We start from the raw sequence: 14,739 nt of genomic DNA, 5'->3' as shown, positions 1-14,739 counted from the left end.
TCTTCATGAGTGACGTCCAAACCATCGAGCAATTACGGCACATCGGTTGGCGTGGCCAGGCTTTGCCCGAACATGGGTTGCGGCTGGCGCGGGTGGTGGCACAGCACCGGGCTGGTTATGAACTACACGATGGGCAGCAGGCATTCAGCGCCCAGCCGGCGGGTTATTTCTTGAAACGTGGCCTGGATCCCGCCGAGCGCCCCGCGGTCGGCGACTTTGTCGAAGTAGAGCCAGGCAAGCCCCCGCACATTTTGGCCGTGCAGCCGCGTCGCACTGTGCTGTCGCGGGCAGCGGCCGGTGAGCGCTACGAGCGGCAAGTCATTGCGACCAATATCGATTACGTGCTGGTACTGACCGGCCTGGATGGCGATTTCAACCCTGCCCGTATCGAGCGTTACCTGTCTCTTACCGAGGGATCGGGAGCGCAGCCGGTAGTGATTCTCAGCAAGTTCGACTTGCATGAGAACGTGGCGGACCGGGTCGCCGAGCTGCGTGCCCGGCTGCCGGAGGGGACGCCCATTCATGCGATCAACAGCAAGGACACGGCCAGCGCCGCCGTGCTCGGGACGTATCTGAAGCCAGGCGACAGTGCCGTCTTGGTGGGCTCTTCTGGCGCCGGCAAGTCCACCCTGACAAATACGCTGCTGGGCAGCGAACGCATGGCGACGGGAGCCGTACGGGACCACGACAGTCGGGGGCGTCATACCACGACGCATCGCGCCTTGTTGCAGCTTCCAAGTGGCGGTTGCTTGATTGACACGCCTGGCATGCGCGAACTCAAGCTCACCGGCGGGGAAAGCCTGGATTTATTTGCCGATATTGAAGCGCTCGCGGAACAGTGCCGTTTTGCCGATTGCGGCCATGGCAGCGAGCCGGGTTGCGCGGTACAGGAAGCCTTGCGGGATGGTGAACTGACGCCGGAGCGCTGGCGCAATTACCTCAAGCTTCGCGACGAGCGCGAAGAACAAGCTGCCATGCTGGAGTCGCGATTGCGTCGCCAGCGGGGTGGCCGGCCGGCGGTCAAAACCCATGGTCCGCGCGGGTCGCGCGAAAGGGAGTGATGGTCTCTTGAACGCATCTGTCGACAACGTTCCCATTGAACTGGAAGCCTACGCTGCGCTGGACAAGCGCCTGCTTGCGGCGGTCAAAGGCATCAACATTTTATCGACGGTCAGTTGGCCGGCTTCCTTGGAAGACCGGATGATCGAGGAGTACGGCAAGGGGCAGTACACCTTGCCGTACGTGACTTACAAAAAACCCGATTTCTCCGAAGTGCGGAGGGAGCTGGCCGATATCGAGAGCCGCACCGGCGATGGTGATCCGATCGGCGGATATCTGCGGCGGACAGCCGAGTCTTGGCGCATCGCTGCGGAGATGCTCGAAGCCGTTGGCACGGATGGAGTCACGGCACCATCCATCCAGCTTTATGGCAGGCCGGGCGATGCTATTCCCGGCAGCGACCGCAGCAATCTCGATGCGGCGCGTTATTTCGTCGAGTTATCCGACGAACTTGGCGCGGATCTGCATGACGACGACATTACCGCCAGCATTTCTTCTGACGTGCTGCGTGCGGATCTGTCCCGGGTACTCGATGATTTCTTCGGTCACGGGATGATCACAGTCGAGGTGGATAACGATCTCACCGCGAAGGCGGCAGCCGGTGCGACACGCATTCGCCTGCGTGGCGGCACGCGCTTCAGCCAGTACGACCGACATCAATTGCTCAATCACGAGGCTTTTGTCCATTCGCTCACGGCTCTGAACGGTCGCGCGCAGCCGCTGCTTGCCTCATTGGCGCGCACCTCGCCCCGCGTCACTGCGACACAAGAGGGGTTGGCCGTGTTCGCCGAACTGATGTCGGGCGCAATCGATATCGCACGGCTCAAGCGCATCAGCCTGCGCATCCTGGCCATCGACATGGCGCTCAACGGCGCTGATTTCGTTGAGGTCTATCGCTTCTTCAATCGTTGCGGGCAAACCGTGGCGGACAGCTTTCATTCCGCCCAACGCGTTTTCCGCGGCGTGCCGCTGACGGGCGGTTCCGCTTTCGCCAAGGACAATGTCTATTTGTCCGGGCTGCTGGATGTGCATACATTCTTTCGCTGGGCCTTGAAGGAACGGCGCATGGATCTATTGCGCTACCTTTTCGCAGGCAAGATGGCCCTGCATGACGTGATGAGCCTGGAGCCCTACTTCCAATCAGGCGCCATCGCCCCTCCACGCTGGTTGCCGCCGTGGATGCAGCATGTACATGGCCTGGCCGGCAAGCTGGCGTTTTCGCTCTTCATCAACCGAATCCGGATGTCGAAGGTGGAAGCCGGTTCACTTTCGTCAGGTGTTTAGGCCGACCAGGGCTTACCCATCATGTCCATGATCAGCGAGATCCTGGTCCGCTTGGTTGACGAAGATAAGCACCCCCAAGATGGTCATGTAGAACTTGAAGGCGGCATCCTGACCATTCCAGGTTTTGGATTGCCACATGGCGAACCATTCCCCGCCTACCACCATAAAACCGAAGAACCAGACTAGAAAACCCACGGTGCAGCCTAGTGTGACGAGTGCCTTGGCTGCATTGAACGCAGCGCCGCTTCCACGCCGTACGCGCCAAAGCTTGTACGCCCCAAAGAGCAGGAATAGGCAAGTCGCGCCTTCTGCGCCGATGATCAACCCATAGCTCGCATGCCAGGCTGCGGGCGCGGTGATCGCGCGCCATGACAAGGTGTTGCCCGGAAACGTCGTGTCCATGGACAACACATGTCGAACAAAAAGGAAATTGGTGCCGTAGTCGATGATGTTGTCGAGCGCTACTAAAAAGGTAAACGCGGCAAGCGCCAGGGGCAGGAGGATTTTTGCAAGACGAATGAGCATGGCGGTGTGCACAGAGCTGACGATACGTCACACATAACGGATCGGAGGGTTTATCGATAGCCGGCAGTTTTCTCTGTCGTTCCGGTAGGCAACGCAAGTTTTCCAACCGGCTGGTCGGACAGGAGTAAATCCCCGCTATACGCCGGATGCTGTGACGCACTGCAGCGCATGGGGGAAAGCAGGTGAGTGTTACCATGCACAGATACCGCCGAGGCGGTTCCTTTCTCTTTCTCCTATGTGTTTCAACACACCCGATGGCTCATTCCGACGACTTCCGCAAAGCCGCACTCGAGTATCACCGCTTGCCGCGCCCCGGCAAAATCAAAGTCACGCCGACCACGCCATTGGTCACGCAGCGGGATTTGTCGCTGGCCTATTCACCGGGTGTGGCCTATGCCTGCGAAGCCATTGTGGAGAATCCACATAGCGCCAGTGAGTACACCGCACGTTCGAACCTGGTAGCGGTGATCACCAACGGCACGGCAGTGCTCGGCCTGGGTGACATCGGTCCCCTGGCCGGCAAACCGGTGATGGAAGGCAAGGGCGTGCTGTTCCAGAAGTTTGCAGGCATCGATGTGTTCGATATCGAACTCAACGAGCGCGATCCGGACAAACTGGTCGACATCATCGCGGCCATGGAGCCGACGTTCGGCGGCATCAATCTGGAAGACATCAAGGCACCGGAATGCTTCATCGTTGAGCGCAAGTTGCGCGAAAGAATGAAGATACCGGTGTTTCACGACGACCAGCATGGCACCGCCATCATCGTTGGCGCCGCGGTGATCAATGCATTGAAAATCGTCGGCAAACGCATCGAGGATGTGAAGCTGGCGACGACCGGCGTGGGGGCCGCAGGCATCGCTTGCCTGGACATGCTGGTTGCATTGGGCCTGAAGCCGGAGAACATCCTGGCCTACGACCGTGACGGCGTACTGTATGTCGGCCGCGATCATATGGATCCGGACAAGCAGCGCTACGCCCGCGATACGAAGGCACGCACGCTGGCTGACATCGTGGAAGGTTCGGATATTTTCCTCGGGCTGTCGGCGGGGGGTATTTTGAAGCCGGAGATGGTGGCTTCCATGGCCAGGCGGCCGGTCATCCTGGCGCTGGCCAATCCGAATCCCGAAATTCTTCCCGAAGATGCGCAGCGTGTGCGTCCGGACTGCATCATTGCGACAGGCCGTTCGGACTATCCGAACCAGGTTAACAACGCGCTGTGCTTTCCCTATATTTTTCGCGGAGCATTGGATGTAGGCGCCACAGGCATCAACGAGGCGATGAAGCTCGCTTGTGTGCGCGCCATCGCCGAGCTGGCGCAGATGGAGTCCGGTGACCTCGCAGGTGCCTATGGCGGCGATTCGCCGACGTTTGGCCCGGATTATCTGATTCCGCGTCCTTTCGATCCGCGCCTGCTCGTCATGCTGGCGCCTGCCGTTGCACGGGCAGCGATGGAATCGGGTGTGGCCACCCGTCCGATCGAAGACATGGAGGCGTATCTCGAAAAGCTTAGTCAGTTCATTTATCGCACTGGCTTGATCATGAAGCCGGTGTATGAGCGTGCCCGTGCCGACCGCAAGCGAGTGGTTTACGCAGAAGGCGAGGAGGAAACTGTCCTTCGTGCCGTCCAAACGGTGATTGACGAGAAATTGGCTTATCCCATCCTGATCGGTCGCCCGGATGTCATCGAGACGCGCATCGAGCGCCTTGGCTTGCGCATGCGGACCGGCATCGATTTTGAACTGACGAATATCAACGACGATCCGCGCTTCAATGATTATTGGCAGCAATATCACGCCCTGACCGAGCGTCGCGGTGTCACCCCGGCTGCGGCAAAGAATCTGATGCGTTCGCGGCCAACGCTGATTGCCGCGATGATGGTCAAGCGTGGAGAGGCCGATGCACTGATCTGCGGCCTGGTCGGGCGTTATCACAAGAAGCTTGGCTATATCCGCAGCGTCTTCGGCCTGGATCCTGGGGTGCAGTGCACGTCGGCGATGACGGCAGTGATCAACGACAAAGGCACCTGGTTCTTTCTGGATACGCATGTCCAATGCGACCCTCCCGCCGAGCAGATTGCAGAGGCAACCTTGCAAGCCAGTTATCGCTTGAAACTATTCGGTATCGAGCCGAAGGTGGCGTTGCTCTCGCATTCCAACTATGGCAGCCATGAGAACGCCAGCGCGACCAAGATGCGGGAAGTCTGGAAGATACTGAAAGCGCGTGCGCCCAAACTGGAAATGGATGGCGAAATGCAGGGCGATACCGCGTGGGATGAGGAAATCCGGCTGCGCATGTTCCCCAACACCACGTTGAGTGGCCGCGCCAATTTGTATGTCATGCCCAATCTCGACGCGGCCAATATCGCCTACAACATGGTGCGCGTGATGACCGACGGCGTGGCGGTCGGTCCCATTTTGATGGGTGTGGACAAGCCGGCCCACATACTTACTCCAACGTCCACGGTAAGACGTGTCGTCAACATGACCGCGATCGCCGTAGTCGATGCGCAAATCCGAGCTGCCCAGAGCGAGCGCAGTTAAGTGAGAGTCCCTCCCTGGAAGGGGAGGGCGACGTAAGGCAGCTACCGCTGGCTCAGCACGGCTCTTCCGTGGCAGGGGAAGCTCCTTTAGGCGGAGCCAAGCGTCCGTTTTACAAAAAGGCGCCCGAATCCGCTTTCTCGACATCCCGGATGCCTTTCGATGTGTTTCGTCCTCGCTACCGGGAGTGCGCGGCATCATCATGATGCGGCGCACAAATCCATCGATGCATCATGTTTGTGCGTCTTGCTAATTGGCGTCGCATACGGTCGGCAGATAGAATCGGACGGTTAGCTCGTCCAGCGGCGAACACGCCACGCGGTTCTGTTCCGTGCCGGCTCCAGCCGCCGGACCGATGCTCCAGTTTCGTCGCTTCCCCAGCGACGCGCATCCACCGTAAGGCGGCGCCCGGCCGCGGAGACCTTCATGGATCAGCTCGACGATATCCTCCACCAGGACCTTGATCCCACCGAAACCCAGGAGTGGGTTGAATCGCTTAGTGCCGTCATCGATCGCGAAGGCACCGAGCGCGCCCATTTCCTGCTGGAGCGATTGGTCGACTCCACGCGCCGTTCCGGCGGATACCTGCCGTTCGACCCGACTACCGAATACGTCAACACCATTCCGCCGCACCTGGAAGCCAAGATGTCCGGCGACGCGGCCATGGAATGGCGTATTCGCACCCTGATTCGCTGGAATGCGATGGCGATGGTAGTGCGCGCCAACCGCAAGCCCGGCGAACTGGGTGGCCATATTGCAAGCTTTGCTTCATCTGCCACGCTTTACGACGTCGGCTTCAATCATTTCTGGCGCGCGGCGAGCGCGGATCATCCGGGCGATCTGGTGTTCCACCAGGGCCATTCCAGCCCGGGTATCTATGCGCGTTCCTTCCTCGAAGGCCGCATCAGCGAAGATCAGCTTGATCTGTTCCGCATGGAAGTGGCCGGCCACGGCCGCGGCCTTTCTTCGTACCCGCATCCGTGGTTGATGCCCGATTACTGGCAGGTGCCGACGGTGTCGATGGGCTTGGGCCCGATCCAGGCAATCTATCAGGCACAGTTCTGGAAATATCTGGAGCATCGCGGCCTGATGCCGAAGACCGATCGCAAGATCTGGTGCTTCATGGGCGACGGCGAGACGGACGAGCCCGAATCGCTCGGTGCGATCTCGTTGGCGGGTCGCGAGGGGCTGGACAACCTCATCTTCGTGATCAATTGCAATTTGCAGCGTCTGGATGGTCCAGTGCGCGGTAACGGCAAGATCATCCAGGAGCTGGAAGGCGTGTTCCGCGGCGCCGGCTGGAATGCCCTCAAGGTGATCTGGGGGAGCTATTGGGATCCGCTTCTGGCGCGCGACAAGAACGGCGTGCTGCGCAAGCTGATGATGGAAACCGTCGATGGCGAATATCAGGCATGCAAGGCCTTCGGTGGCGCCTATACGCGCGAGCACTTCTTCGGCAAATATCCCGAAACGCGCGAGATGGTTGCCAACCTCAGCGACGACGACATCTGGCGCTTGAACCGCGGCGGTCATGATCCGCACAAGGTGTATGCCGCCTATCACGCCGCGGTGAACACCCAGGGCATGCCCACGGTGATCCTCGCCAAGACAGTGAAAGGTTATGGCATGGGCGCAGCCGGCGAGTCGCAGAACCCGACGCATCAGCAGAAGAAGCTGGACGACGAGGCCGTGCGCCACTTCCGCGACCGCTTCAACATTCCGGTGTCGGACGACAAGCTCAAGGACGTGCCGTACTACCACCCCGGCAAGGACTCGCCGGAAGTGCAATACATGCTTGAACGCCGCAAGGCGCTCGGCGGCTCGCTGCCGCAGCGCCGTCGCCACACCGACGTGAAGCTCAAGGCGCCGGAACTGGCTTCGTTCGACCAGATTACCAAGGGCACCGGGGATCGCGAGATCTCCACGACGATGGCGCTCGTGCGCGGCATGAACCTGCTGTTGCGCGACAAGCAGATCGGTCCGCGCGTCGTGCCGATCGTTGCCGACGAAGCGCGCACTTTCGGTATGGAAGGCATGTTCCGCCAGATCGGCATCTACGCGCCGTTCGGCCAGAAATATCGCCCGCAGGATGCCGATCAGCTGCTGTATTACCGCGAAGACCAGAAGGGCCAGGTGCTGCAGGAGGGCATTTCCGAAGCTGGCGGCATGGCGGCATGGATGGCTGCAGCGACCAGCTACAGCATCAGCAACCAGCCAATGCTGCCGTTCTTCATTTATTACTCGATGTTCGGCTTCCAGCGCATCGGCGATCTGGCCTGGGCCGCAGGCGATATGCGCTCACGTGGCTTCCTGATCGGCGGTACCTCGGGACGCACCACGTTGAACGGCGAAGGCTTGCAGCACGAAGATGGTCACTCGCATCTGCTGGCCGGTGCGATTCCCAACGTACGCGCCTACGATCCCACCTTCTCCTACGAGGTTGCCGTGATCCTGCAGGACGGTACCCGTCGCATGCTGGAAGAGCAGGAGGACGTGTACTACTACCTCACCGTGATGAACGAGAACTATGCCCATCCGGATCTGCCGCAGGGCGTCGAGAAAGGCATCATCAAGGGCATGTATCTGTTCAAGGACGGCGGCAAGGCGAAGAAGAACGAGCCGCGCGTGCAACTGCTTGGTTCCGGCACCATCCTGCGCGAAGTGATTGCCGCGGCCGAATTGCTGGAGAAGGATTTCGGCGTCAGCGCCGACATCTGGTCCGTGCCTAGTTTCATCGAGCTGCGCCGCGATGGTTTCGACGCCGAGCGTTGGAACCGCCTGCATCCGGAAAGCGAGCAACGCGTACCGTATGTCACCGGTCTGCTGCAGGGTCGGCAAGGTCCGGCGATTGCCGCCACTGACTACGTGCGCGAATTCGCCGACCAGATTCGTGCCTTCATGCCGGACGACATGCGCTACACGGTGCTCGGTACGGATGGCTTCGGTCGTTCGGATACGCGCGAACACCTGCGCGGCTTCTTCGAAGTGGATCGCTACTGGATTGCCCATGCGGCACTGGCCGCGCTGGCAAAGGACGGCAAGGTCAACGCCAAGGATGTGGCGCGCGCGATCCGTGAGTACAAGCTCGATCCGGATAAGCCGAATCCGCTGACGGTGTAATGGAAAAGCCCGCCGGAAGGCGGGCTTTTTTTATGCTTGAACTGTATGGGTCCATGCCTCTGAACGTTGTCACTCCCCTACGCCGTCATTCCGGCTTTCGCGGGATGACGACACCTAGAGCGCACCTTGCGGTTGGAAAAACGATCAGTCTTCGTCGCGACGCAAGGTGCGATAGAGCAGGAAGAGTGCGCCAACGGTACCGGCAACGATGGCTGCCGTGGCAACCGGATGGCGACCCACCTGCCGGCGCAGGCGACGGTATTGATAGTTGGCCTCATCCCCGAAATCCTCAGCACGACGCGCCATGCGCTTGCGTGCGTCAGCCCGGTTGAAGCGGCCTACAGCACGGCGTCCGCGGGACAGCCAGCCGTCGGCGGTGTCAGCGGCACCATCGGCGTATTCGCGCACACGGTTGCCAAGATGGTCGAGTCGGCGTTCGATGTCGGCTTGCCTGCTCATGGCGATATTCCTCCAATGTCCGGGTTTCAAACTTGCCAGCGTACACGTGAGTGGGACGTTAACCTAGCGTAGACGTGCAGCCATTGATCTTCGTCACCCTAATTGGGCCTCGGCTCAGGGACGCAGCACCGTGAACCTGGATAGCTTGGATACCTCGTGTTCGTCAAAGGCTTGCGCGGCTCCACGTAGGCCCCCTTCGTTCAATGAGCGCAGCACCAACCGGCTAGGCTGATCGGCGAAACGCTGATAGATGGAATGCAGGCGATCAGGCGCCAGTTCGTAGCGCACGTTGTAGCCCACCCCTCCAGCAACCGGCTTCCATGCGATTTCGCATCGCGCCTGTTCGCCATGTGTTGGGCGGAAACCAGCACGGGCGCGGGCGGCGGTCCATCGGCGCGGCCGAATACACGCATAGGGACATATAACGCATGCGCGCAGATTGCTCGAGCTCCAGGTAGGTGTTTGGACGGTCCGGCGTTTTATGCGAAAGAGCGACCAACGTGTTCCAGGGTGCGCCGTCGGTCGATCCCTCCACGCGACACTGCGTGTAGATGCGCCATAACGGCCGGATGGGCAATCGGCAACATTCACCTGCACGACATCCCCGTGTGCGTGCTGCCAAGGTAGCAGGGCAGGCGATACGTCGTGTCTACGCGGATGATGCCCCCAGATGTAGCCGTTGCCTTCTACGTAGCGTCGGGAACAGGGTCATCCACAGCCCGACGACGATCAATGTACCGATGCCGCCGACTACCGTTGCACCGACTGCGCCGAGCCATGCGGCGACCATGCCGGACTCGAATTCACCGAGCTGGTTGGAGGTATTGATGAAAATCGCATTGACCGCACTGACTCGTCCGCGCATCGCATCGGGTGTGTCCAGTTGCACTAGCGAGCCGCGAATCACCACGCTGATCATGTCGAAGGCGCCCAGTGCAAAGAGTGCCAACAGCGAGACCCACATGATCTTGGAAAGCGCGAAGACCAAGGTAGCGACGCCAAAACCGGCCACGGATGCGAACATGATCTTGCCTACATTTCGTTCCATGCTGTGACGCGCCAACCAGAACGACATCAGCAGGGCGCCGATGGCCGGGGCGGCACGCAGCAAACCTAGCCCCCATGGGCCGGTATGCAGAATGTCCTTGGCGAAGATAGGCAAAAGTGCCGTGGCGCCGCCCAGCAACACGGCGAAGAGATCCAGCGAAATCACGCCCAATATGTCTTTGCGTTCGCGAATGAAATGCACACCCGCGAATAAAGTCTTCAGCGTCGCCGGCTCTCGCTTCGGCGGCGCGTGCTCGTAGCGAAGCTGCGCCATCATGGTCACGGAAACAAGATAGAGCAGAGCCGCCACGGCATACACGATCTGTGGTCCTGCCACGTAGAGAAAGCCGCCCACGGCAGGACCCATGATCATCGCCGCCTGCAAGGCGGAGCCGTTAACCGCCATTGCCCGCGGCAGCAGGTTGGGAGGCACCAGTGCCGGCACCATGGATTGCAGGGAAGGTGATTCGAATGCCTTGGCGACGCTGATTAGGAAGATAAGCAGCAGGATGCCTACCTCATTGACCGCATGCAGCCATGTCAGCATGGCCAGAAACACGATGGCAATCCATTCGACGATCTGCCCCATCAGCACGATGCGTCGCCGGTCAAATTGATCGGCCAGATGGCCGGCCGGAAGAGCCAGCAGCACCGAGGGGAAGAATTGTACGAGGCCGATCAAGCCGAGATCGAAGGCATGTCCGGTCATCGCATAGATCTGCCAGCCCACGGCCACCGACAACATCTGGAAACCGAAGCTCGAGGCGGTGCGTACACACCAGAAGGCGAGATAAGCGCGATGCTGGAACAACGAGTCCGATGACCCGGACAGAGGGGAGGATGACATGGAAGGTCCTTGCTCGATAGGCGGCATTATCGGTGCCCGGTACCACGCGGCAAAGCCGGCGGGTTCGTCGAGCTCGGTCGAGCCTCAGTAGAATGGCTATATGGGGATGCCTCGTGAATTTACGTTTGAAAGCTTCCAGCGCTGGCGGCGCTCGTTCGAGATCGCCTTCTGGCCGTTGTTCTTTGTCATCAATACGGCGCTCAATGGTGTGATTTCCGTGATGGATCACCCGGACTTTCCACCATGGCAACCATGGACGTGGGAAGCGAGCAGCGCGGTTGCGATGCTGGCGCTGATACCTTTCTTGGTGTGGGCCTCGCGGCGCTGGCCGATTCGCTTTGAAACCTGGCAGCAGAATTTGCCGAGACACCTCATTTACAGCGTGGTGTTTAGCCTGGTTCATGTCGGTGGGATGGTGGCGTTGCGAAAACTCGTCTACGCGCTTGCCGGGCACCACTACGATTTTGGTACATGGTGGACCGATTTCGGATACGAGTATCTGAAGGATGTGCGTACCTATTTCTGGATTCTTGCAGGCATTGGGCTTTACCGATTCTGGGTTGTGCGCTTTCAAGGCGAGGCGCGCTTGCTGGCCGAGCCTGACGTCGGACCGCCGGTAGAGCCCGTGGACCAGCCCGAGCGTTTCCTGGTGCGGAAGTTAGGCAAGGAATTCCTGCTTGCCGCTCGCGAAATCGAATGGCTGCAGGCTTCCGGCAACTATGTGAATCTGCATGTCCGTGGGCGGGATTACCCGCTGCGCGCAACCATGGCGAGCACGGAGGCACGACTGGACGCGCAACGCTTTTTGCGGGTGCATCGTAGCTACGTGGTCAACCTGGATTTTCTGGCCGAGATCGAGCCTTTGGAGACCGGCGATGCTCGCCTGCTGATGCGCGATGGTGTGAAAATTCCTTGCAGCAGGCGTTATCGAGCGGCCTTGCGTGAGCGATTCGGGCAAGCGGCGATGGTCTGAGCGGTTGCACTCAGGCGGTGCCTCGTTCCAAGCTAACGGCCTGTCCTTTGCAGGTGTGCTGCCGATGGCCCGCTCCTTTCCTTTTGTCCGTTGCCTTCTCCTTACCGTCGCCGCGTGCGGTTGGTTGACTCTCGCCGCCTGCTCGCAGCAGGACCAGAACACGCCGAGTCCGGCGGATGCTGCCAAAGCCCAGGCGCAGCGCGAGGCGGCCGAAGCAAACAGCGATCTGCAGACCTATCGCAAGATGCTGCAAATGAAGAACGACGAAATGGCCTCGCAACTAGGCGAGGAAATCGTCAAGCAGTTCCCCACTTCTGCGGCAGCGAAAGAAGTGGAGCAGACATTGCCCCAAGTGGAACAGCGTTGGAAAGAAACGAGCGAGAAGCGTCGTCTTGCTGCCATGTGGTCTTACCAGGTAGGGCCGATGGAAGGGGGAACGCAATCCACCGCCAGTCTCTACAGTACCCGTCCTTCCGGCGATCACGCGGTGCGCCTGGTGTTGCGGCGCCACACCAAATGGGGTCAGAGCGTATTCCTGTTCGGCACGGGCCACGGTTTTGTATGCAAGGGCAACTGCATCATCCCCGCCCGCTTCGATGACAAATCCCATCCGCTGCGTGCTTTCCTGCCCACCACGGGCAACGAGCCAGCCGTTTTCATTCGCGACGACAAAGCCTTTATCGAGGCGCTGGAAAAAACCAAGCGTATCGAGATGGATGTGGAAACGCGCGACGAAGGCAAGCGGACACTCTTGTTCGAAGTCGGTGGTTTTGACCCGTCCAAATGGGCGCCGCTGGGCAAGAAATAGATGGTGGCGAACGTGCACCGGGAAGACATTCGCGCGTTGTAGGGCCTATCCAGATCATAGAGACAGGTGCGATGGCTAAGCTGCGAATTCTGGTTCTTTTGCTCCTGGGAATGCTGCTTACTGCCTGCGAAACCGCACCTTACGCGCAACGCCTGCAGCAGCGTCAGCAGGCCTACAACGCTGCTGCGGGCGCGCCGGTACGCAGCTTCCGACTTGTACTGGGTGCACAGATCTACTCATGGGAGCCACTCAGTGACGCCCAGCTGGTGGTCTATACCTTGCCCAATCGTGCTTTTCTATTGGATGTATGGCCGTGCAACAACCTGACGTTCACCAACATCATCGGCTTGACCAGCTTTGCCAATGAAGTGCAGACCGGCTTTGACAAGGTGCTGACAGGACGTCCATACATCCCATGCCGTATCAAGCAGATTCGCCCCATCAACTTGGCCCGGTTCAAGCTGGAGAAGGAGGGGCAGCGCCATATGGATAGCGTGCCGCGCGGCAACACTGGTAACGCGCCGCCAGCACACGCTGGCGATCATTGAACTGCTATAGGTGTCGCGAAACGCCTGGTTTGCCGGAACTTAGTTCCTGCGCGATGCGATATCGCTGGCGGAAACCGAGGGAGCAGGGCGATGAGCCGCGCAAATTTCTTTGCGCAGCTGCATCAGTTCAGGAATAACTTCTCGCTGATCCGCGCCAGTGGCTTTTCCACCGCCTGCTGCAGACGGGGCGGCAGGTCGAGTGGCTTCAACAGCATTTTTACCGTCATCTCTGCCGGGATATGTCGGCGCAGCAATGCCTGGGCGGGACCGGCGACTTTCTGGAACGCTGCCTTGTCATCCTTGAACTGCGGATAGCATTGATTGAAAACGTGCCGTAGCGCGATGTCGCTGTCTTCGTTACGAATCTCATTCACGCGGCGCACGATGGCGCGAAACACTTTGTAGCGACCCAGCCGTTCTTGGTCGCGGTAGCGCTGGAAATGCTGATAGAAGTGCTTGAAGTGCCGCACTTCATCGCTTTTGATGTGGCTGGTGAGCTGCTTGAGGACGGGTTCGTCGACAATGTCGTTCAAGGCGCGATACAGGCTGGCGGTGCCCGTTTCCACGACACAACGCGCAGCCAGTTCCAGCCCGCGCGATGGTTCCAGCTGCTCATTCGTGCACAGTGCGCCATAGTCTTTCCAGAAAGCCTGGAACCCCGCATCCCAGTCGAATTCCGGCCAGACATGGCGAACATAGGCTGCCAGTGCCCGGCCGTGCTGCAATTCTTCATGTTCCCAGTGGTCGCGCAGCCAGCCCTGGAGTTCCAGGTCGCCATCGAAGTGCTCGATGAGATTGTGGGTGTATAGGTCCGAGCCGCTTTCAACGAAAGACGCGCTGCACAGCAGCAGGAAGAGATTTTCGTTATGTCGTACGCGCGCAAGGTCGATCTCGGAGAAATTCAGGCTTTCCAAAGTCCATGGCAAGACAGTGCTGTAGTCCACGTGGTGTTTCCCGTGCAAAAGACCGGCCGGTCTGTGACAGATCAGGGACAACAGCATAAACGGTGAACGCTGGCACGGATTAATGCAACCCGACCTGACCCTCAACGCACGACGGTGACCGGCACATGGGCACCGGCCAGAACATCCTCGGAAACCGAGCCCAACAGCCACCGGGCCAAGGCACCGCGTCCGGTATGGCCGATCACAATGTGGTCGATGGCAGGATGCTGCCCGATCTGGCCCAGCAACACATCTCCCGGGCTGCCGTGGGTGATCTCAAGATCGACCAGTTGCTCGACATCCGGAGCGAGCGAATGCAATTCTTCCAGCAATTCCTCGGTTCGCTGGCTGGCCGAATCCGTCATCATGAGAGCGCAGGCATCGGCTCCCCCTTGTGTTACCTGCAACACCGAAACAACGCGTACACGCCCTTTGCACGCCCTGGCCAGCTCCATGGCAAAGCGAAAGGCGCGCTGTGAGGTTTCTGAGCTGTCGTAGCCGACCAACGAATACTTGGGCATGTTTCCTCCGCGGCAATCGCGCCCGAGTCACGTCCAGTCTGCTCGGCGCATTGTTAGTTAAGCA

General features: G+C 59.7%; 13 protein-coding genes. 7 read left to right on the top strand and 6 right to left on the bottom strand.

The genetic code is table 11. The annotated features are described in order from the left end of the window. Positions 1-5: 5 nt before the first annotated feature. Together rsgA and AC4HNJ_RS04745 are read left to right on the top strand one after the other, a co-directional pair. A complete protein-coding gene (gene rsgA, locus AC4HNJ_RS04750; RefSeq protein WP_490478374.1) occupies positions 6-1,061 on the top strand; it encodes a ribosome small subunit-dependent GTPase A in 1,056 nt (351 codons plus the stop codon). 7 nt (positions 1,062-1,068) lie between these two features. Beyond that, positions 1,069-2,343: a peptidase MATCAP family protein gene (locus AC4HNJ_RS04745; RefSeq protein ID WP_490478373.1), complete on the top strand. Its 1,275-nt coding sequence runs from the start codon at positions 1,069-1,071 to the stop codon at positions 2,341-2,343. A 12-nt stretch (positions 2,344-2,355) separates the two neighbouring features. Here the strand turns inward: AC4HNJ_RS04745 and AC4HNJ_RS04740 are convergent, their stop codons facing one another. Beyond that, complete coding sequence (locus tag AC4HNJ_RS04740) at positions 2,356-2,868, bottom strand: DUF2165 family protein (RefSeq protein WP_490478372.1); 513 nt, start codon at positions 2,866-2,868, stop codon at positions 2,356-2,358. Between the two features lie 254 nt (positions 2,869-3,122). On the opposite strand from AC4HNJ_RS04740, the gene AC4HNJ_RS04735 reads away from it, so the two are divergent. Continuing rightward, positions 3,123-5,411, top strand: a complete 2,289-nt coding sequence (locus AC4HNJ_RS04735; protein ID WP_490478371.1) for an NADP-dependent malic enzyme — start codon at positions 3,123-3,125, stop codon at positions 5,409-5,411. 423 nt (positions 5,412-5,834) lie between these two features. After that, positions 5,835-8,528, top strand: coding sequence for a pyruvate dehydrogenase (acetyl-transferring), homodimeric type (gene aceE / locus AC4HNJ_RS04730; RefSeq protein ID WP_490478370.1), 2,694 nt, complete (start codon positions 5,835-5,837; stop codon positions 8,526-8,528). A 144-nt stretch (positions 8,529-8,672) separates the two neighbouring features. Here aceE and AC4HNJ_RS04725 read toward each other — a convergent pair whose 3' ends face one another. The 3 genes from AC4HNJ_RS04725 to AC4HNJ_RS04715 all read right to left on the bottom strand — a co-directional run bounded on the left by AC4HNJ_RS04725 (position 8,673) and on the right by AC4HNJ_RS04715 (position 10,881). Next, on the bottom strand, positions 8,673-8,987 hold the full coding sequence (locus AC4HNJ_RS04725; protein ID WP_490478369.1) for a hypothetical protein: 315 nt from the start codon (positions 8,985-8,987) through the stop codon (positions 8,673-8,675). Between the two features lie 114 nt (positions 8,988-9,101). Then, the gene (locus AC4HNJ_RS04720; RefSeq protein ID WP_490478368.1) at positions 9,102-9,275 is read right to left on the bottom strand and encodes a hypothetical protein; all 174 of its coding nucleotides are present in this window, start codon (positions 9,273-9,275) and stop codon (positions 9,102-9,104) included. Between the two features lie 361 nt (positions 9,276-9,636). Beyond that, a complete protein-coding gene (locus AC4HNJ_RS04715; RefSeq protein WP_490478367.1) occupies positions 9,637-10,881 on the bottom strand; it encodes an MFS transporter in 1,245 nt (414 codons plus the stop codon). 100 nt (positions 10,882-10,981) lie between these two features. On the opposite strand from AC4HNJ_RS04715, the gene AC4HNJ_RS04710 reads away from it, so the two are divergent. The 3 genes from AC4HNJ_RS04710 to AC4HNJ_RS04700 all read left to right on the top strand — a co-directional run bounded on the left by AC4HNJ_RS04710 (position 10,982) and on the right by AC4HNJ_RS04700 (position 13,210). Beyond that, positions 10,982-11,854 carry a LytTR family DNA-binding domain-containing protein gene (locus tag AC4HNJ_RS04710; protein WP_490478366.1) on the top strand — a complete coding sequence of 291 codons (873 nt, stop codon included), beginning with the start codon at positions 10,982-10,984 and terminating at the stop codon, positions 11,852-11,854. Positions 11,855-11,918: 64 nt separating this feature from the next. Further along, positions 11,919-12,662: a hypothetical protein gene (locus tag AC4HNJ_RS04705; RefSeq protein WP_490478365.1), complete on the top strand. Its 744-nt coding sequence runs from the start codon at positions 11,919-11,921 to the stop codon at positions 12,660-12,662. Positions 12,663-12,733: 71 nt separating this feature from the next. Further along, positions 12,734-13,210, top strand: a complete 477-nt coding sequence (locus tag AC4HNJ_RS04700) for a DUF6491 family protein (RefSeq protein WP_490478364.1) — start codon at positions 12,734-12,736, stop codon at positions 13,208-13,210. 122 nt (positions 13,211-13,332) lie between these two features. On the opposite strand, the gene AC4HNJ_RS04695 is transcribed toward AC4HNJ_RS04700, so the two are convergent. Next, positions 13,333-14,154 (bottom strand): ferritin-like domain-containing protein, encoded by an 822-nt coding sequence (locus tag AC4HNJ_RS04695; RefSeq protein ID WP_490478363.1) that lies wholly within the window; start codon positions 14,152-14,154, stop codon positions 13,333-13,335. 101 nt (positions 14,155-14,255) lie between these two features. Next, a complete protein-coding gene (locus tag AC4HNJ_RS04690; protein ID WP_490478362.1) occupies positions 14,256-14,675 on the bottom strand; it encodes a universal stress protein in 420 nt (139 codons plus the stop codon). Positions 14,676-14,739 lie beyond the last annotated feature (64 nt).

Source organism: Dyella sp. SYSU CM1112 (genome assembly GCF_058216415.1).
This window is presented reverse-complemented; position numbering and strand designations above follow the sequence as displayed.